General features: G+C 66.5%; 16 protein-coding genes. 11 read left to right on the top strand and 5 right to left on the bottom strand.

The features are described from left to right. Positions 1–50 precede the first annotated feature (50 nt). Together R3280_RS09285 and R3280_RS09280 are read left to right on the top strand one after the other, a co-directional pair. Positions 51–779, top strand: coding sequence for a spermidine synthase (locus tag R3280_RS09285; RefSeq protein WP_318998320.1), 729 nt, complete (start codon positions 51–53; stop codon positions 777–779). Beyond that, the gene (locus R3280_RS09280; protein ID WP_318998319.1) at positions 754–1734 is read left to right on the top strand and encodes an alpha/beta hydrolase; all 981 of its coding nucleotides are present in this window, start codon (positions 754–756) and stop codon (positions 1732–1734) included. Before R3280_RS09285 ends, R3280_RS09280 begins: the two co-directional genes overlap by 26 nt. On the opposite strand, the gene R3280_RS09275 is transcribed toward R3280_RS09280, so the two are convergent. Further along, positions 1700–2143: a methylglyoxal synthase gene (locus R3280_RS09275; protein ID WP_318998318.1), complete on the bottom strand. Its 444-nt coding sequence runs from the start codon at positions 2141–2143 to the stop codon at positions 1700–1702. The genes R3280_RS09280 and R3280_RS09275 overlap by 35 nt on opposite strands. 169 nt (positions 2144–2312) lie before the next feature. On the opposite strand from R3280_RS09275, the gene R3280_RS09270 reads away from it, so the two are divergent. Next, entirely contained in the window at positions 2313–3116 is an 804-nt protein-coding gene (locus tag R3280_RS09270; protein WP_318998317.1) for an ATP-binding protein, read from the top strand. Here R3280_RS09270 and R3280_RS09265 read toward each other — a convergent pair. Further along, positions 3085–5061 carry an ATP-binding protein gene (locus R3280_RS09265; protein WP_318998316.1) on the bottom strand — a complete coding sequence of 659 codons (1977 nt, stop codon included), beginning with the start codon at positions 5059–5061 and terminating at the stop codon, positions 3085–3087. The two genes, R3280_RS09270 and R3280_RS09265, sit on opposite strands and share 32 nt — an antisense overlap. Before the next feature lie 3 nt (positions 5062–5064). Continuing rightward, entirely contained in the window at positions 5065–5766 is a 702-nt protein-coding gene (gene pdsR, locus R3280_RS09260) for a proteobacterial dedicated sortase system response regulator (protein WP_318998315.1), read from the bottom strand. 198 nt (positions 5767–5964) lie between these two features. Here pdsR and R3280_RS09255 point away from each other — a divergent pair, with 198 nt between their 5' ends. The 5 genes from R3280_RS09255 to R3280_RS09235 all read left to right on the top strand — a co-directional run bounded on the left by R3280_RS09255 (position 5965) and on the right by R3280_RS09235 (position 10203). Further along, on the top strand, positions 5965–8112 hold the full coding sequence (locus tag R3280_RS09255; RefSeq protein WP_318998314.1) for a marine proteobacterial sortase target protein: 2148 nt from the start codon (positions 5965–5967) through the stop codon (positions 8110–8112). Beyond that, a complete protein-coding gene (locus R3280_RS09250; RefSeq protein WP_318998313.1) occupies positions 8109–8705 on the top strand; it encodes a class GN sortase in 597 nt (198 codons plus the stop codon). Before R3280_RS09255 ends, R3280_RS09250 begins: the two co-directional genes overlap by 4 nt. A 40-nt stretch (positions 8706–8745) precedes the next feature. Continuing rightward, positions 8746–9450 carry a 1-acylglycerol-3-phosphate O-acyltransferase gene (locus tag R3280_RS09245; protein WP_318998312.1) on the top strand — a complete coding sequence of 235 codons (705 nt, stop codon included), beginning with the start codon at positions 8746–8748 and terminating at the stop codon, positions 9448–9450. Between the two features lie 105 nt (positions 9451–9555). Then, positions 9556–9798, top strand: a complete 243-nt coding sequence (locus R3280_RS09240; protein ID WP_318998311.1) for a GlsB/YeaQ/YmgE family stress response membrane protein — start codon at positions 9556–9558, stop codon at positions 9796–9798. A 3-nt stretch (positions 9799–9801) separates the two neighbouring features. Then, a complete protein-coding gene (locus tag R3280_RS09235) occupies positions 9802–10203 on the top strand; it encodes an MAPEG family protein (RefSeq protein WP_318998310.1) in 402 nt (133 codons plus the stop codon). Positions 10204–10269: 66 nt separating this feature from the next. Here R3280_RS09235 and R3280_RS09230 read toward each other — a convergent pair whose 3' ends face one another. Then, positions 10270–10722, bottom strand: a complete 453-nt coding sequence (locus R3280_RS09230) for an OmpA family protein (protein WP_318998309.1) — start codon at positions 10720–10722, stop codon at positions 10270–10272. 425 nt (positions 10723–11147) lie between these two features. Between R3280_RS09230 and R3280_RS09225 the strand changes: the two genes are divergently transcribed. Then, positions 11148–12599, top strand: a complete 1452-nt coding sequence (locus tag R3280_RS09225; RefSeq protein WP_318998308.1) for a rhomboid family intramembrane serine protease — start codon at positions 11148–11150, stop codon at positions 12597–12599. A 7-nt stretch (positions 12600–12606) separates the two neighbouring features. Here the strand turns inward: R3280_RS09225 and R3280_RS09220 are convergent, their stop codons facing one another. Then, a complete protein-coding gene (locus tag R3280_RS09220) occupies positions 12607–14070 on the bottom strand; it encodes a hypothetical protein (RefSeq protein WP_318998307.1) in 1464 nt (487 codons plus the stop codon). Between the two features lie 265 nt (positions 14071–14335). On the opposite strand from R3280_RS09220, the gene R3280_RS09215 reads away from it, so the two are divergent. Both R3280_RS09215 and R3280_RS09210 read left to right on the top strand, forming a co-directional pair. Next, positions 14336–16141 (top strand): ABC transporter ATP-binding protein, encoded by a 1806-nt coding sequence (locus R3280_RS09215; RefSeq protein ID WP_413468760.1) that lies wholly within the window; start codon positions 14336–14338, stop codon positions 16139–16141. Between the two features lie 183 nt (positions 16142–16324). Further along, the coding region (locus tag R3280_RS09210) for an aconitase family protein (protein ID WP_318998306.1) at positions 16325–16822 on the top strand (498 nt) is incomplete at its 3' end.

Genomic DNA, 16822 nt, shown 5'->3' with positions numbered 1-16822 from the left:
TCGAGTTTCTGTTACCCTGTATTTTTTAGAACGAAACAGGCGAGTGATCAATGGGATTGTTATTCGAGGAGATCGACACCCAGCCATCGGACCTGGGAGAGATTTCCCTCCGCCGGCGCCGGATTCCGGCGCTGGGTGATCTGGACATCTATGAGGTCAAGCTGGGTGAGGAGTTCCTTATGTCCAGCATGTTCGTGGAGGCGGAAGTGGCACTGGCGGACCTGGGCCTGGCAGCGGTGGACGGCGATGACCTGAGTGTGGTGGTGGGTGGCCTGGGCCTGGGCTACACCGCAGAGGCCGCCCTCAAGCATGACCGGGTCGGCGAATTGCTGGTGGTGGACGCCCTCGGCACCGTCATCCACTGGCACCAGCAGGAGAAAGTCCCGCTGGGCAAGGTGCTCAACGACGACCCCCGCTGCCGCTTTGTCCACGGCAGTTTCTTCGAGCTGGCGGTGGCCCCGGACCGGGGCTTTGATCCCACCGCCCCCGGCCGTCGTTTCGACGCCATCCTGCTGGACATCGACCACTCGCCTCGGGCCCTGCTCAACGAGAGCAACGCCAGCTTCTACACCCCCGACAGCCTGGCGCGGATGGCCCGGCAGCTGCGGCCCGGCGGTGCCTTCGCCATGTGGTCCAACGAACCGCCGGACGAGGACTTCCTGGCAGTGCTGGAGGGTCTGTTCGAGGACGTGGAGGCCCGGGTGGTGTCCTTCTTCAACCCCTTCCAGAACCGGGAGGCCTCCAACACCGTGTATGTCGCCCGCCAGCCCGAACGCTAGTTCCCGGCCGGAGCCAGACGGCCCGGCCCGCTCCGCCATTCCGCGGCGGCGCCTGAACCGCTACCTGGATCTGGCGGATGGCCGCCGCCTGGCCTATGCCGATTGCGGCGCCCCCGACGGTCACCCCATTGTGTTCTCCCACGGCATGCCCGGCTCCCGGCTGGAGGCGGGGTTCTTCCACCATCAGGCCCGGCGGGACGGTTTCCGCATCCTGGCGCTCGACCGGCCCGGCATCGGTTTTTCCAGCCGCCAGACCCGTCATGGCATGGGGGAGTATGCCGACGATGTGGAATTGCTGGTGGATCAGTTGGGCATCGAGTCCTTCACCGCCATGGGCTGGTCCAGCGGTGGCTCCCGCAGCCTGGCCTGCGCCCGTGCCCTGGGGCGGCGGGTCGAGCGGGTGCTGCTGCTGTCCAGCTACACCCATCTGGAGGAATATTCCCTCGGCGGCCGCTGGTTTCTCGAGACCGGCTGGCCGGGGCAGGGCTTTCTGGCGCTGGGCATGCCGGTGTTCCGCTTCGTGGTGGCCTGTGTGGCGCGCCTGGCGCGCTGGCGTTCCGGCGCCTACCTGACCCAGGTGCGCAAGCTCACCAGCCCGGACGACCGCCAACTGCTGGAGGACCCGGAGCACTGGGAACTGTTTCACCGTGACCAGCTGGTGTGTCTGCACAGTTCCGGCCGCGCCATTGCCCAGGACCTGGCCAACGAACTGGCCCACTGGGGCTTTGAGCTGTCAGAGGTAAAGGTGCCGGTGACGGTGTTCCAGGGCACTGACGACCCCTTCACACCGCCGGATTTTGCCCGTCATCTGGTGGAGAGTCTGCCCCATGCCCGGCTCGAGATGCTGCCGCAGCGGGGCCATTTCTACCTGCTGGACGAGGCCTTCCAGGCCGGCCTGTTCGCGGCCCTGGGCCGGGAGCTCAGCCGCCCACCGGACGGTCGTAGTGGGCGCTGAAGTCCGGCTTCTGGGGCTTGTGGCGGTCGTCGGTCATGTAGGCGGAGGTCAGGATGAACTCGGCGGTGGCGCGGTTGCAGGCCACCGGAATGTTCCACAGCGCCGCGATCCGCAGCAGGGCCTTGATGTCCGGGTCGTGGGGCTGGGGCTCGAGCGGGTCCCAGAAGAAAATCAGCAGGTCGATCTCGCCCTCGGCGATCTTGGCGCCGATCTGCTGGTCGCCTCCCAGCGGGCCGCTGAGCAGCCGCACCACGTCGTCGCGGCCCAGGCCCTCCGCCAGCAGCTTGCCGGTGGTGCCGGTGGCAAACAGCTTCAACGGCGCCAGCCGGGTACGGTTTTCGGCGGCCCACTCCACCAGCTCCGGTTTCTTGTTGTCGTGGGCCACCAGGGCAATGGATTTTACAGCCATCTCGGGTCGGTCTCCTGCCAGCGTTGCCGGTCATGGTCAGTGAGCGCCCAGTTTACCAGACAACCCGCACGGTCGGACTTCGCCAAAGGCCGCAGGCCGGTGCGTGGAGGCGGGCAATCGGTTAAGGTTGCCAGCGTCAGTAACCGAACCACTGGTCGAGGTAGCGCCCATGACATCACCCTCAACGATTGACTGGAACCACACCCTGGCGGCTGCCTGGCGCCGCCATCGCCAGGGTTTGCGGCCGATCCGCCGGCTCGACCCGGTGCAGTGGCAGCAGTTGCAGGGGATCGAGCGCCAGCAGCAGGCGCTGGCCCGCAACACCGAGCGCTTCCTGGCCGGCGAGCCCTGCAACAACGCCCTGCTGTGGGGTGCCCGGGGCACCGGTAAATCCTCACTGATCAAGGCACTGCTGAACCGTTACGGCCCCCGGGGGCTGCGGATGATCGAAGTGGACAAGGACGATCTGGTGGACCTGCCGGAGATCGTCGATGATCTCAGCCAGCAGCCGTTCCACTTCGTGATCTATTGCGACGATCTGTCCTTCGAGGCCGGCGAGTCCGCCTACAAGGCACTGAAGAGCATTCTGGAGGGCTCCCTGGAGCTGCCGCCGGAGAACGTCCGCGTTTACGCCACCTCCAACCGGCGCCACCTGATGCCCGAGCGCATGGCGGACAATCTCCAGGCCCAGCTGCGGGATGGCGAGATCCACCCCGGTGAGGCCATCGAGGAGCAGGTGTCGCTGGCGGACCGCTTCGGCCTGCAGCTGTCGTTCTACGCCTTCTCCCAGGAGGTCTACCTGAGCGCGGTGGACGCGCTGTTTCCGGAGGTTGCGGACCGGGCGGCCCTGCACCGGGAGGCGCTGCGTTTTGCCACCGCCCGGGGCGTGCGCAATGGCCGCACCGCCCAGCAGTTTTACCGCCAGTACGCCGGCGAGGGCTTCACTGACGGGGCAGCCGGATCCGGAAAATGACGCCGCCACGGCCGGCGTGGTTCTCCGCCACGATCCGGCCGCGGTGGAACTCGGCAATCAGCCGGACAATCAGCAAACCCTGACCCAGGTGACCCTCGTTGGCGCCTTCCCGCAGCGACACGAACGGGTTGAAGATCTCGCTGGTGAGATGCTCCGGCAGGCTGGAGCCCTGGTTGAACACCGCCAGCTCCACGGAGGTGTCCAGCTCCTGCAGCTGGATCTCGATCAGGCCACCCTCCGGCGTGAAGTCCCGCGCGTTGTCCACCAGCTTGTCCAGCAGCTGCACCATCAGCTCCGGCGAGCCCTGGACCTGCACACCGGACTCCGGCCCGGAGTAGCGCAGCTGGTGGCCGGGGGCCAGGACCTGGTAGGCGCCGGCGGCTTCGGCGGCCACCCGGGCCAGGTCGAAGGCTTCGGTCTCGGCCTGGTCGAAACTCTGTTCCAGCCGCGCCGCCTCACTCATGCCCTGCAGGATACTGCTGAGCCGGTCGGTGGCCTTCAGCGCCCGCTGGCGGTAGGCCGCCCGCTGGGTCTCGCTGGTGCCCGGCTGGCTGAGGTTGTCCAGGGACGAGCGCACCACCGCCACCGGGGTCTTCAGTTCGTGAGAAAGCCGGCGGGCAAAGCTCTCCAGGTAACTGGTGTAGCCCTGCAGGTTGTCCACCATCCGGCCGAACTGGCGGGACAGCTCCCCCAGTTCGTCACCGGCCCGGCTGGTGGGCATGGCCCCCAGCACCCGGCCGTCCGGGTCGATACTGGCCCTTACCGAGCGCTGCAGCCGGGTAATGCGCCAGGACAGCCAACTGGCGTAACCGAGCAGGGCCAGGGTCAGGGTCAGGATCAGCAGGATGGAGCGGGTGATAACCGCCCCCAGGGTGTCGCCGGACAGCGCCAGCTGCTGCGCCAGGGACTGCTCGAGCACCAGCAGGCTCTGGTCCGGCAGCGGCACGACGCTGGTCAGGTGAGGCGGCTCGTTACCGTGGCGCACCAGGCGCCCGCCCTGCAACAGGGCCGGCATCAGGCGGTCCTCCACCTCCGGCAGCTCGACGGGCTCGGGCTGGAAATGCCGTACCAGGGCCCGCAAGCCGTTCAGGCTGATACGCTCCAGGATTTCCAGGGCGTTGAGGCTGTCGAAGTCCGGCGCGGTCTCGACCGCGGGGATTGCTTCCCGGGCCAGCACCCAGCCGTCCTTGCTCAGCACCAGCGCACGCTGGCCCGGGAACAGCACTTCCGCCAGCTGCTGCTCGGCGGCCGGGATACGGGTCAGCAGTTGCGGCAGGGCCGGCGGGCCGCCGGGGCCCACGACCCGGGTGCTGTCGCCGCTTTCCACCAGCACCATCTCAAAGCCGAAGCCCTGGCGGCCCACCGGCCGGGGCAGCCGCAGCTCAATCTGGTGACCGCTGCCGGTGGCCTGCCAGTAGCCGCTGACCCGGTAGTCCGGGCGTGGCGCCAGGCCGGGCAGGTGACCGATCACCGGGCCCGGTGCCGGCGTGCGTATGTGCCTTTCCTGGATGCCGTCGCCGTCCTGCCAGTACAGCCGGAGGAAATCGTGGCGGGCATCCGGCTGGCCGGGGTCGAAGAACCGTGCCCGGGGCTGGCGAACGCGGATCAGGGCGTAGAGGTGCTGGCTGTCCACCGCCAGCTGCCAGCTCAGGCCGGGCTGGTCGGCGGCCGGGGTCGAGACCCGGTCCTCGTAGCCGGGCCAGTCATCGCCGTAACCGTCCAGCTTCAGCGCCTGGGTCAGGGTGCCGGCGTAGAGCACCTCCCGGCCGTCGGTTCGCGGCAGCCGCGGCACCAGACCGGCGGCGATGCGGCTGGCCTGGCTGTCGAGCTGGTCGGCGGCCTGGGTCCGCAGGGCCTGGTCCAGTTCCAGGACGAACTTCAGGCCGGCCCAGGGAATCAACAGCATCAGCGCGCTGGCCAGCAGCAGCTGGCGTTTCAGGGTCAAGGCTCAGGCCTCATGGGCGTTCCAGCGGTAGCCGTAACCGTAGGCGGTCTGGATGCCGTCGAAGTTGCCATCCACCTGCAGGAACTTGCGGCGGATGCGCTTGATGTGGGAGGTCACGGTGTTGTCGTCCAGCACGGTGTTGGCGGCCTCCATCAGCTGGGTGCGGTTCTTGACGTGACCGGGGTGATGCACCAGGGCGTGCAGCATCCAGAATTCGGTCACCGTCAGTTCCACCGGCTGGCAGTCCCATTCCGCCGTCATGCGGTCCACGTTCAGCTGCAGGCGGCCCCGCTGCAGGGTCTCGTCCGGCTGCCGGCTGGATTCGGCCCAGGCATCGGCCCGGCGCAGCAGGGCGGTGATGCGGGCGAACAGGTGGTCAAGGCTCATGTCCTTGGTGACGTAGTCGTCGGCTCCCAGGCGCAGCCCCAGCACCGAGTCGGTGTCGCTGTCGCGGGCGGTGAGGAAGATCATCGGCAGGGTGGCGGAAAGCTGGCGCAGGTCACGGCAGAGGTCGAAGCCACCGTCCATCTCGTCCCCGAGGCCCACATCGATGATGGCCAGGTCCGGCAGTTGCCGGCGCAGGGCGTTGTAGGCACTGGCGCGGTCGCCATAGGCCGAGACCCGGTAGCCCCGGCGCTCGAAGGCGTCACGGTAGTTCTCGCGGATGGCCGGTTCGTCTTCGATCAGGGCAATGTGCCGTTTCATAACTTCCTTCCACCTGGGGCATACCGGTCGCGGCCGGTCAGGGCCTATTTAAGCACGGTGGCCGGTCAACACAAGCCGGGCCGGGCGGTTTGCCACAATTGATCATTTTCTGCCGCCACCCTGCCGGATTTGACCACCGGATGGCCTCCCGGTGGCGCTGTAATGGCTGCATCCGATCCGATGCAAGGAGCCATTGCCATGTCTTTTGCCGTTAGCGCCCGCCCCGGGCTGTCGTCCACCTCATCCGAAACCTCTGTCCGCCGGCCCTGCCGGAGGTTACGCAAGCCGCGAGTGACGGCCTGGGTGGAGGGCATCGGCCTGTGGCTGGCGATATTGCTGATGCTGTCGGTGCAGTCCGTGGTGGCGGAGGCCAGCCCCGGCGAGGGTGGCCAGGGTACCGCCGGCCAGTTGCATTTTATCGGTTCAGCCCGGTCGGCCATACCGCTGGCCACCGATTATCAGGTCACCGTCAGCGGGCTGATCGCCGATACCGAGCTGCGCCAGAGCTTCGAGAACACCAGCCGGGACTGGCAGGAGGCCGTCTACACGTTTCCACTCCCTCAGAATGCCAGTGTCTACAGCATGACGCTGACAGCCGGCGAGCGAGTGATCAAGGGGCGTGTACAGCCCCGTGAGGCCGCCCGCCAGCAGTATCAGCAGGCCCGGGATGAGGGCCGTCAGGCAGCCCGGGTGGACCAGCAGCGGCCCAACCTGTTCACCACGCGGCTGGCCAATATTCCGCCGGGGGAGGCGGTGTCAGTGGTGATCCGCTATCAGCAGGCGGTGAGGTATGACGCCGGTGAGTTCGAGTTGCGCCTGCCCACCACCCTGACACCGCGCTACATGCCTGGCGCTGCACTGGCCGGGGAACAGCGGCAGGAGTGGCATGGTGGTTGGGCAAGGCCCACCACGTCGGTTCCGGATGCCGACGCCATCAGCCCCATGACCGTGCCGCCGGAGGATGTGGCGCCCGGCAGTCATCGTGCCAGTGTCCGGCTGACACTGAATGCGGGTTTGCCGATAGCGTCGGTGACCAGTCCCGGTCACGCCCTGATCAGCAGCTGGGACGGCGATACGGTGTCGGTGACTCCGCAGAGCGGCGCCATCACCATGGACCGGGACCTGGTGGTGCGCTGGTCCCCAGTGCGGGGGCAGACCCCCTCGGAGGCGGTTTTCCACGAGCGCTGGCAGGGCGAGGATTACCTGTTGGCGATGCTGGTGCCCGGGCTGGCGGGCAACGAGGCGCTGCCCCGGGAGCTGGTGTTCGTGATCGACACCTCCGGCTCCATGGCGGGCGCCTCCATCGGCCAGGCCCGATCGGCGCTGCTGGCGGGGCTGGACACCCTGGCACCGGGCGATCGCTTCAACGTCATCCAGTTCAGCGACCGTACCCGGCACCTGTTTTCGGCGCCGGTGATGGCCAGCCCCGCCAACCTGGACCGGGCCCGCCACTATGTGCGCCAGCTGGAGGCCGATGGCGGCACCGAGATGGCGCCGGCGCTGGCGGCGGCCCTGGCCACTGCGGACACCTCCGGGTCGGCAGATACCCGGGTCCGTCAGGTGGTGTTCATCACCGATGGCGCGGTGGGCAATGAAGCCGCGCTGTTCGGTCAGATCCGTCGGCAGCTGGGCAACAGCCGGCTGTTCACCGTGGCCATCGGCTCGGCCCCCAACATGCATTTCATGCGGGAGGCTGCCCGTTTTGGCCGCGGCACCTACACCGCCATCGACCATCAGGCCGATCTGGCGGCGCCGCTGGCGGAGCTGTTCGGCAAGATGCGGGCGCCGGTGCTTACCCAACTGACCAGCGCCTGGCCCGGTGGTGATTCGGCAGAGGCCTATCCGGCCCGGCCTGGCGACCTGTTCGCCGGTGAGCCGCTGGTCCAGGTGGTCCGGGGCCAGGCGATGGAGGGTCAACTGGTGCTCAGCGGCCGTGTCGCCGGTGGCGAGGCCTGGCGGGCCGACCTGCCACTGGACAAGGCAGCGCCGGGCGTGGGGCTGCATCGCTTCTGGGCCCGGGAAAAGATCAATGGCCTGCTGGACCGGCAGGTGACCGGCGCCGGGGAGCATCCCGGCGAGGCGGTTGAGGCTGAAGTCACCGAGCTGGCCCTGGCGCACCAGCTGGTGACCCGCTACACCAGCTTTGTGGCGCTGGAGACCTCGCCGGCGCGAACGCCGGAAGAGCCGCTGCTGGCCTCGGCGGTGCCAACGCTGCTGCCCAACGGCAGCACCGCCGGTATGTTGCGCTATCCCCAGACCGCCACCCCGGCCGCCCTGCTGATGCTGCTGGGTCTGCCCGGTCTGCTGACCGGACTGGTGCTGGTATGGCGGCGGAGGGTGTCATGAACCGCTTTCTGCTGACCCTCAGCATGGCCTTCGGTGTGGTCTTCATCGCCGGCCTGTGGATCCCCCTGAAAGCCATCATGGCCCAGGAGTTGCTGACCCTGGCCTGGGCCGAGAGCCAGGCCCGCCAGCAGCCGGCCCGGCCCTGGCCCTGGGCCGATACCTGGCCGGTGGCGCGCCTGCAGCTGGCAGCGGACAGCGAGCCGCTGATCGTGCTGGACGGTGTCCACGGCGAAAGCCTGGCGTTCGGGCCGGGCCGTCTGCCGGGAACCGGCCGGGCGGTGGTCATCGCCGGCCACCGCGACACCCATTTCCAGGCGTTGCAGGCCCTCAGCATCGGCGCACCCTTGCGTTACCAGGACAGCCAGGGCCAGTGGCGTCACTACGAAGTGGTCGCCATCCGGGTGGTGGACAGCCGGCGCGAAGGCCTGAGGCCCGAACAGCTGGCGCCGGAACACCTGCTGCTGGTGACCTGCTATCCGTTTGACAGCCTCGACAGCAACGGGCCGCTGCGCTACCTGGTTGAAGCCCGCCCGGTGGGCCCGGTACCTTGGCAGGACAACAGGCGTACAGGTATTGCCAATACCGATTTCTAGCGTACACTTGTGCGCCATTTTTTGAGGGCGGAGGCTTGTCATGGGTAGGTTGCGCGCAGTGCTGGCCTGGCTGCTGGTGCCGCTGGTGTGTCTGCTGGCGTTACTGGGCTATGCAGTCCGGCCTTTCAACCCGGACAACAATCGCATCCTGGGCCGGATCCTGGCCCGCCTGGGCCGCCGCGTGCTGGGTATGGAGCGCCCCCTGGAGGGCGCCGGCAACATGCCCACCGACCGGCCCACCGTCGTGATTGCCAACCACCAGCACAACGACGATCTCTTCATCATGGCGGACCTGCTGCCGCCCCGTACCGTCACCGTCGGCAAGGCGGCGCTGGCCTGGGTGCCTTTCTTTGGTCAGGTGTTCTGGCTGGGCGGCAACGTCATGATCGACCGCTCCCGGTCCCACAAGGCCGTGGCGGTGATGCAGGCCACCACCGAAGCCATCACACGGGACAGCAAGAGTGTCTGGATCTTCCCGGAGGGCACCCGCAGCAAAGGCCGGGGTCTGCAGCCCTTCAAGAAAGGTGCCTTCTACGCTGCTATCGCCGCCGGCGCCCCCATCACCATGGTGGTGGCCAGCCCCTACAATCACGCCTGCCATAGCCGCACTGGCCGCCGCGCGCCGGTCCGGGTCCGTATTCTGGCGCCGGTGGAGACCGCGGGCCTGACCAATGGCGACATCCCCGACCTGATGGAGCGCTGCCACCGGCAGATGCGCGAGGCGCTGGCAGACCTGGCCTCCTGAACCCGCGGTGATGGACTTGCGCGGCGCCGCCAAACCGGGCAGTCTCGTTCTGGCTGTCGCCCGCTGGGCGGCGCCATTCCCTGACCTGGCAAGGAGGTGCCTGCAATGAATCTGATCCTGTTCCTGATTATCGGCGGCGTCGCCGGCTGGCTTGCCGGGCTGATCATGAAAGGCCGGGGCTTTGGCGTCCTGGCCAACATCGGCATCGGTATCGTGGGCTCGCTGATTGGCGGTTTTATGTTTCGCCTGATGGGGCTGGCGGCCACCGGTGCCATCGGTGAACTGGTGACGGCCACCGCCGGCGCCATCCTGCTGCTTGCGATTGTCCGCGCCATCAAGAAGGCCTGATCGATGATTGTTCCTGTTTCTGCCGTGTTCGCCAGTGCGCTGGCGGTGCTCATGCTTGCCCTGGCCTACCGGGTGTCCACCTTCCGTCTCAAGTACAAGAAAGGTGTTGGCCATACCGACGACCCCGATTTCGAATCGGCGGTGCGCTCCCACGCCAACTTGACCGAGTACGCCCCCATCTTCCTGATCCTGCTGGTGGTGGGTGAACTCAACGGCATCGGCACCCAGATCATCTACTGGGTGGGCCTGACCTTTGTGGTGGGCCGCCTGCTGCACGTCTGGGGTATGGCCAAGGGCCGTGGTGGCCCTCACAAGGGCCGGCTGGTGGGGATCCTGCTGTCCTGGCTGGCGATCCTGGTGCTGGCGGTGCTGGTGGTGTGGAACGTGGTGAAAATCAACCTCTGACCCGGCGATGCCGCCAGACACAAAAAAGCCACCCGGTCGGGTGGCTTTTTTGGTTGCGGGGAGCTGCTACTGGGCCTTGGCCATCTGCTCGGAGCGGTATTCCAGCTCCAGCCGACGGTTGGCGGCGTGATCCTCGGGCCGTGCCAGGGGCTTGCGGCTGCCCCAGCCGGTGACGGTGATGCGGCCCTCGCGAATGCCCTCCGCCTGCAGCAGCTTGGCTGCGGAGCTGGCCCGCAGGCGCGCCAGGAAGGCGTTGTATTCCTCATTGCCGAAGGCATCGGTGTGGCCGTGGATCTCAACGGTCAATTCCGGATGGGCTTTCAGGTAGGCCGCGTGCTGGCGCAGGATCTGCTGATCCTCCTCGCTCAGCCGGTGCTGGTTGAAACCGTAGTGAAAGCGCATCCGGTGGGGTTTGCGCAGGCTGTCATCGCCTGCCTTGCTGATCAGCCCGCCCAGGCCGGTTTCGAGTACGGCCGCCTTGGCCATGAGTTCCGGGTTGTCCAGTACGAGTACAGTCATGTCTGCTTCCTTGGTGGTGTTCGTCGGGCGGTGTTGTTGTTTTTCCGGACTATTGTCAGTTTCTTCGATAGCCACAATTGGCGAATGGTCGATAGCTTCAGAGGCGGCCACCGTACTTTGGTCCTGTGCCGGCGGTGCTGAAGTCAGCGCTGATGACGGCCGTTCCGAGGTGGCGCAGCCTGCCAGCAGGCCGACCAGAGCACCGCCTATCAGGGCCTGGCGGTATGGCCAGGATTGAATGCGGTTTGTATTAAACGCGTATGACAGCAATCGTGACATGGTTGGTTCTCCTGATGGTAAACCCCGGACTTTGCCGGGCCTCACGTTTGTGAGTGACAGGATCCATTTGAGCGCGAAAACCGGGCCTCGCTGTGGTAAAAAGCAGACCTGAGAGGACCAATTATGCGCAATTGTGGCCGCCCCCCATGCTGATCATCCCCGCCGAGAACACCATTGACTGGAAACGCCCGCCCTGGGTAACCCTGGCCCTGATGCTGGCCTGCCTGATGATGTTCCTGTTCTACCAGGGCTCCGACCCCAGGCTGATGTCCAGCGCCATCGAGCGCTACCTGGATGCCGAACTCGATCGCCTGGAGGCGCCGGCCTACGAAACCTACCTGGAGCGTGAGATCCGCCTGGCGGACGCCGACGAGCGCAGCCAGGACCTGGAGGCCCTCCGCCAGGCCATGGCCGAGGACGATCGGGTCTGGCAGGCCGCCCTGATGCTGTCGGACCAGGCCTTCTACGAGTACCTGCAGGCCAGCCAGGGGGTAATCTGGAACTCGGCGCAGCAGCGCCAGTGGCAGGAGTTGCGGCCATCGATCCAGGAGCAGTATGTCAACCGTCTGAGCGCCAACGAGCTGGGCCTGGTGCCGGCGGATCTCAGTCTCTACACGCTGATCACCTACCAGTTCCTGCACGGCGGCTGGGGCCACCTGATCGGCAACCTGGTGTTCCTGTTCCTGCTGGGCTTCACGGTCGAGAAAGCCCTGGGACCGGGCAAGTACCTGCTGGCCTACCTGGTCTGCGGCGCCCTCTCCGGGCTGGTCTACAGCGCCTTCGCGGCCGGCAGCAAAATGCCCCTGGTGGGAGCCTCCGGTTCCATCTCGGGCCTCATGGGCATGTATGTGGCCATTTATGGCAGCCAGCGTATCCGGTTTTTCTATTTTCTGGGCGTCTATTTTGATTATTTTCGCGCCCCGGCGCTGGCCCTGCTGCCGGTGTGGCTGGCCAAGGAGATCTACGACTACTGGTTTGCCGGCGCCACCGGGGTGGCCTACATGGCACACGCCGGCGGCCTCGTGGCCGGCGCCGGCCTGGTGCTGTTGCTGGGCAAGAGCTGGTTCCAGGTGCGGGACAGCTTTTACGAGCCGGAACAGGAGGAGAAGGACGAACGCTTCACCAACGCCTATGCCCAGGCCATGAACAGCCTGGGCCGGATGGATTTCGAGCTGGCCCGGCACCAGTTCGAGGCGCTGTGGGAACGGCATCCGGACCGGCCGGTGCTGCTGGAGCACCTGTACCAGCTGGCCAAGCTGCGCCCCGACTTGCCGGAATACCGGGCCCGGGCCCGGGAGCTGATGTCCCAGGCGCTGAGTAGCCGCCAGCCTGAGCGCATGGTGGAAGTCTGGCAGGAGTACCTGAGCAAGGGCAGCAACAACGCGCCGCTGGAAGCGGAAGACCACAACCGGGTGCTGTTCGCCTGCCTGCGCCACGACGACCTCAAGAACGCCGAGAAAGCCTTCGAACGGCTGCGTGGCACCGGCGACCCGACCCTGGTGACCGAGGCCTGCCGGCTGCTGGCGGAGGAATTCGAGAAGCGCCAGATGGCTCCCAAGGCCCGGCACTACCGTCAGCTGCTGGCGGCCAATCCCTGACCGGCGCTCAGGCGCCGGAGTCGTCGATGGCGAAGCTTGCGCGCGGGCCTTTCAGGGGTTCCCTGCGGCCGGCCTGCTCCAGGTAGCCCGCAATCTGGGGGTGGAGCGGGTGGCTCAGGCACTTCTTCTGGATGAAATTCAGGAAGGCGGTGGCTTTCTCCCACTGGTCCAGGCCGTTGGCCAGCGCCTGGGCCACCAGCAGATAGGCCGGCGCCAGCTGGTCACTGCCGGGGAAGCGCTTGTGGAAGTCCTGCAGCAGCCTCAACAGGGTGCGGTATTCGCCCTGGCGATAGAGCGGCGCCGCGCAGGCCACCGCCAGCGCCGGGTCGTTGAGCCGGAAACCGGGCTCGGTCTGCTCCAGTATCTGCAGTAATTCCTTGATGCCGGCGGCGTCGTTGCGTTCCGCCAGCCACGCCAGCAGCCGCGGGTGGTAGCGGTAGAGTTCGGCGTGGTCGGCCCGGGCGGTCAGCAGCCGGTAGAGCTGGCTCAGCCGGTGGCTGTTGCCGGGATCCCGTTTCAGGGTTTCCTTGAGGATTCCCAGCACCCGGTCGTAGTTGCCGTCCTTCAGGTTCATGTCGATGTCGGCATCAATGCGGCGGCTGCGGTCCCGGTGCTGCTCGTTCTGGTCGTTGTCGCCTTCCTGGAGGTCGCTGGCAAAGCCCAGCTCTTCCTGGTACTGGAACAGCAGGTAGCCCAGCATGTGGAACAGGATCAGGGTAAAGGTACTGTTGAGGAAACCCGCCAGCGGCTGCGCCAGCCAGGGCTGGAAGTGCCCGTAGGCGAATTCCTGGGCGGCCCCCGAGGCCAGCAACAGCAGCACCAGGTAACCGTAGAGCAGGAAGTAGGGCCAGCCGATGCGGGAGATGAGCACCGCCAGATTCATCGGATTCACCGCGGCGGCCACCGAATGCTCCATGGCCAGCACCATGATGCTGGCGGGCAGCGCCAGGACCACGAACGCCAGCACCAGCAGCGCCAGGAAGGGCCCGCCCACCAGGCCGGCACTGAACACCAGGCCCCCCATCAGGAAGAAGACAACCAACTGCAGCACCACGATGCCGAAACCGTCGCCGGTAAAGGCGGTGGCCAGCGGCGGCGGCTTCATGTGGCCGTCGGCGGTGTGGCGGATGACGGCGTAGGTGTACTTGAACAACGCCAGCACCAGCACCAGCGTGATCAGCAGCCCCACCAGATTGGGCCGCAGCAGCATGGGCACCAGGGTGCAGATGGCCACCACCATCAGCGGGTCGAGGTGGAAGGGGTAGCGAAAGAACGCCGGCAGCCGGTTCCAGAATGGCACCACCTCGGTGGCGGCGCCCAGGTAGCGCAGGGTGCGTCCGCAATGGGGGCAGAGGCCATGCTGGCGCCGGGTGTCGGCATCGGGCATGCAGCTGGTGCAGAAATGCTGCAGGCACTCGCCGCAGTGCCACTTGGCGGGTTCGGCCGGGTGGTAATGACAGTCGTGTTTCACAGCACCGCCGCAATCAGGAGTGGACAACAGGGTGTCATGATCGCAGATGCGACGGCCCCGGACCAGTCGGCCAGGTCGCAAAAAAACCAACCCGCCCGGCGCCATGCGGGTGGGGGAGCGCTGGGTTACCATAGCTCGATGTTAAGGGCGGTGGCCTGCTGGCGATTGCCGGTCGTATGTCGGCGATAGGATGGCGCTGTCCCGGTGCCGGCGGGTTTTCTACGGGTTTGGAGGTGTATTGGACAGGGTTGAAGGCGAACACCAGATCAGCGGTCAGAGCGCCGGCACTGGCAATCATCGCGGCTACAGCTGGGGCACCATCGCCCGGCTTGCCCTCAAGCACAAGCCCAGGCTCGTGCGGGCCAATGTGCTGGCGATCCTGGCCACCCTGGTGAGTGTGCCGGTGCCGCTGTTGCTGCCGGTGCTGGTGGATGAGGTGCTGCTGGACGAATCCGGCCCGGTGCTGCCGGTGATGCAGCGCTTCCTGCCCGAGGCCTGGCACCAGCCGGTGGTCTATATCGCCGTGATGGTGCTGGCGGCCTTCCTGATGCGGCTGCTGGCGCTGGGCTTCAACGTGCTGCAGTCCAGGGAGTTCTCGCGGATCTCCAAGGACGTGGTCTTCCGCATCCGGTCCCGGCTGCTGGGCCGGCTGCAGCGGGTGGCCATGTCGGAGTACGAGACGCTGGGTTCGGGCGCAGTGAGCAGTCACTTCATCACCGACCTGGACACCATCGACCAGTTCCTGGGCACCACCATCAGCCGCTTCCTGGTGGCCAGCCTGACGGTGATCGGCACCGCCGGTGTGCTGCTGTGGGTGCACTGGCAGCTGGCGCTGCTGATCCTGCTGATCAACCCGCTGGTGATTTTCGTCACCATGCTGATCGGCAAGCAGGTGAAGGAGCTCAAGCGCAAGGAGAACAGCGCCTACGAGGTCTTCCAGGGCGCCCTCACCGAAACCCTGGACGCCATCCACCAGCTCCGCGCCGCCAACCGGGAGGAGCATTACCTGCGCCAGCTGATCGGCAAGGCCCGCAACGTCCGCGACCATGCGGTCCAGTTCGAGTGGCGCAGCGACGCCGCCAGCCGGGCCAGCTTCGCGCTCTTCCAGTTCGGTGTCGATGCCTTCCGCGGTGCCGCCATGGTGGCGGTGCTGCTCAGCGACCTGTCCATCGGCATGATGTTCGCCATTTTCGGCTACCTCTGGTTCATGCTCACGCCGGTGCAGGAGATGCTCAACATGCAGTACGCCTTCTACGCCGCCAACGCCGCGCTGGGACGTATCAACCGCATCCTGGAACTGAAGGAGGAGCCCCGCTACCCGGCCCTGGAGAACCCCTTCGAAGGCCGCCACACCGTCAGCCTGACCCTGGAGGACGTACATTTCAGCTACGGCGATGAGGCCATACTGCGGGGCATCAACCTTCACATCGAACCCGGCGAAAAGGTCGCCGTGGTGGGGGCCAGTGGTGGCGGCAAGTCCACCCTGGTGCAGGTGATCCTGGGCATGTACACGCCGGAGCGGGGCGAAGTGCGGGTAGAGGGCGTACCGGTGCAGCGTATCGGCCTGCCGCGGATCCGTGAGCATGTGGCCACCGTGCTGCAGCACCCGGCCCTGTTCAATGACAGCATCCGCCAGAACCTCACACTGGGTCGGGATCTGCCGGATACCGAACTCTGGGAGGCCCTGCAGATCGCCCAGCTGGACGCCACGGTGCAGGCCATGCCGGACCGGCTGGACACCATGGTGGGTCGCCAGGGTGTGCGGCTCTCCGGCGGCCAGCGCCAGCGTCTGGCCATCGCCCGGATGGTGCTTTCCAATCCCTCGGTGGTGATCCTGGACGAGGCCACCTCGGCCCTGGACGCCGAGACGGAGGCCAAGCTGCACCAGGCCCTGGAGGAGTTCCTGAGCCAGCGCACCACCCTGATCATCGCCCATCGCCTGAGCGCGGTGAAGCAGGCCGACCGGGCCTGCGTGTTCGAGGACGGCCGCATCATCGAGGAAGGCCACCACGACGAACTCATCGAGCGGGACGGCCTCTACGCCCAGCTCTACGGCGAGCTGCAGACCTGATCCGGCCGCGACGGCCCATTCACCGGATTGATACGGAACATTCAGCCGCGGAAGTTGAACTGGCGCCAATAGCTGCAATAGTTAAGACAGACTTCACATCCGGTCGCGGCTCCCGCATCCTTTTGTTATCTGTGTTTCAAAAAGACCGGGAGTCCCCGAAAGAGCTATCTGAAGGAGGCGAACATGTCGAACGAAGCCACCAGCAAAGACAGTCTCAACACCCACGCCAGCCTGGACGTCCAGGGCAAGACCTTCCACTACTACAGCCTGCCGGAAGCCGGCAAGAGCCTGGGCGACGTCGACCGCTTGCCCTACTCACTGAAGGTGCTGCTGGAGAACCTGCTGCGCCACGAGGACGGTACCACCGTCGATGAGTCCCACCTCAAGGCCATGGGCCAGTGGCTCAAGGACCGCGGTTCCGACACCGAGATCCAGTACCGCCCGGCCCGGGTGCTGATGCAGGATTTCACCGGCGTACCGGCGGTGGTGGACCTGGCCGCCATGCGGGACGCCATGAAAGCGGCCGGCGAAGACCCGGCACGGATCAAGCCGCTATCGGCGGTGGACCTGGTCATCGACCACTCGGTGATGGTGGACCATTTTGGCGATCCCTCCGCCTTCAAGGACAACGTGGCCATCGAGATGGATCGCAACAAGGAACGCTACGAGTTCCTGCGCTGG

This window comes from Marinobacter sp., assembly GCF_033722195.1.
GTDB lineage: Bacteria > Pseudomonadota > Gammaproteobacteria > Pseudomonadales > Oleiphilaceae > Marinobacter.
Note: the sequence above shows the minus strand (reverse complement) of the source record. Positions and strands in the feature narration are given on the sequence as shown.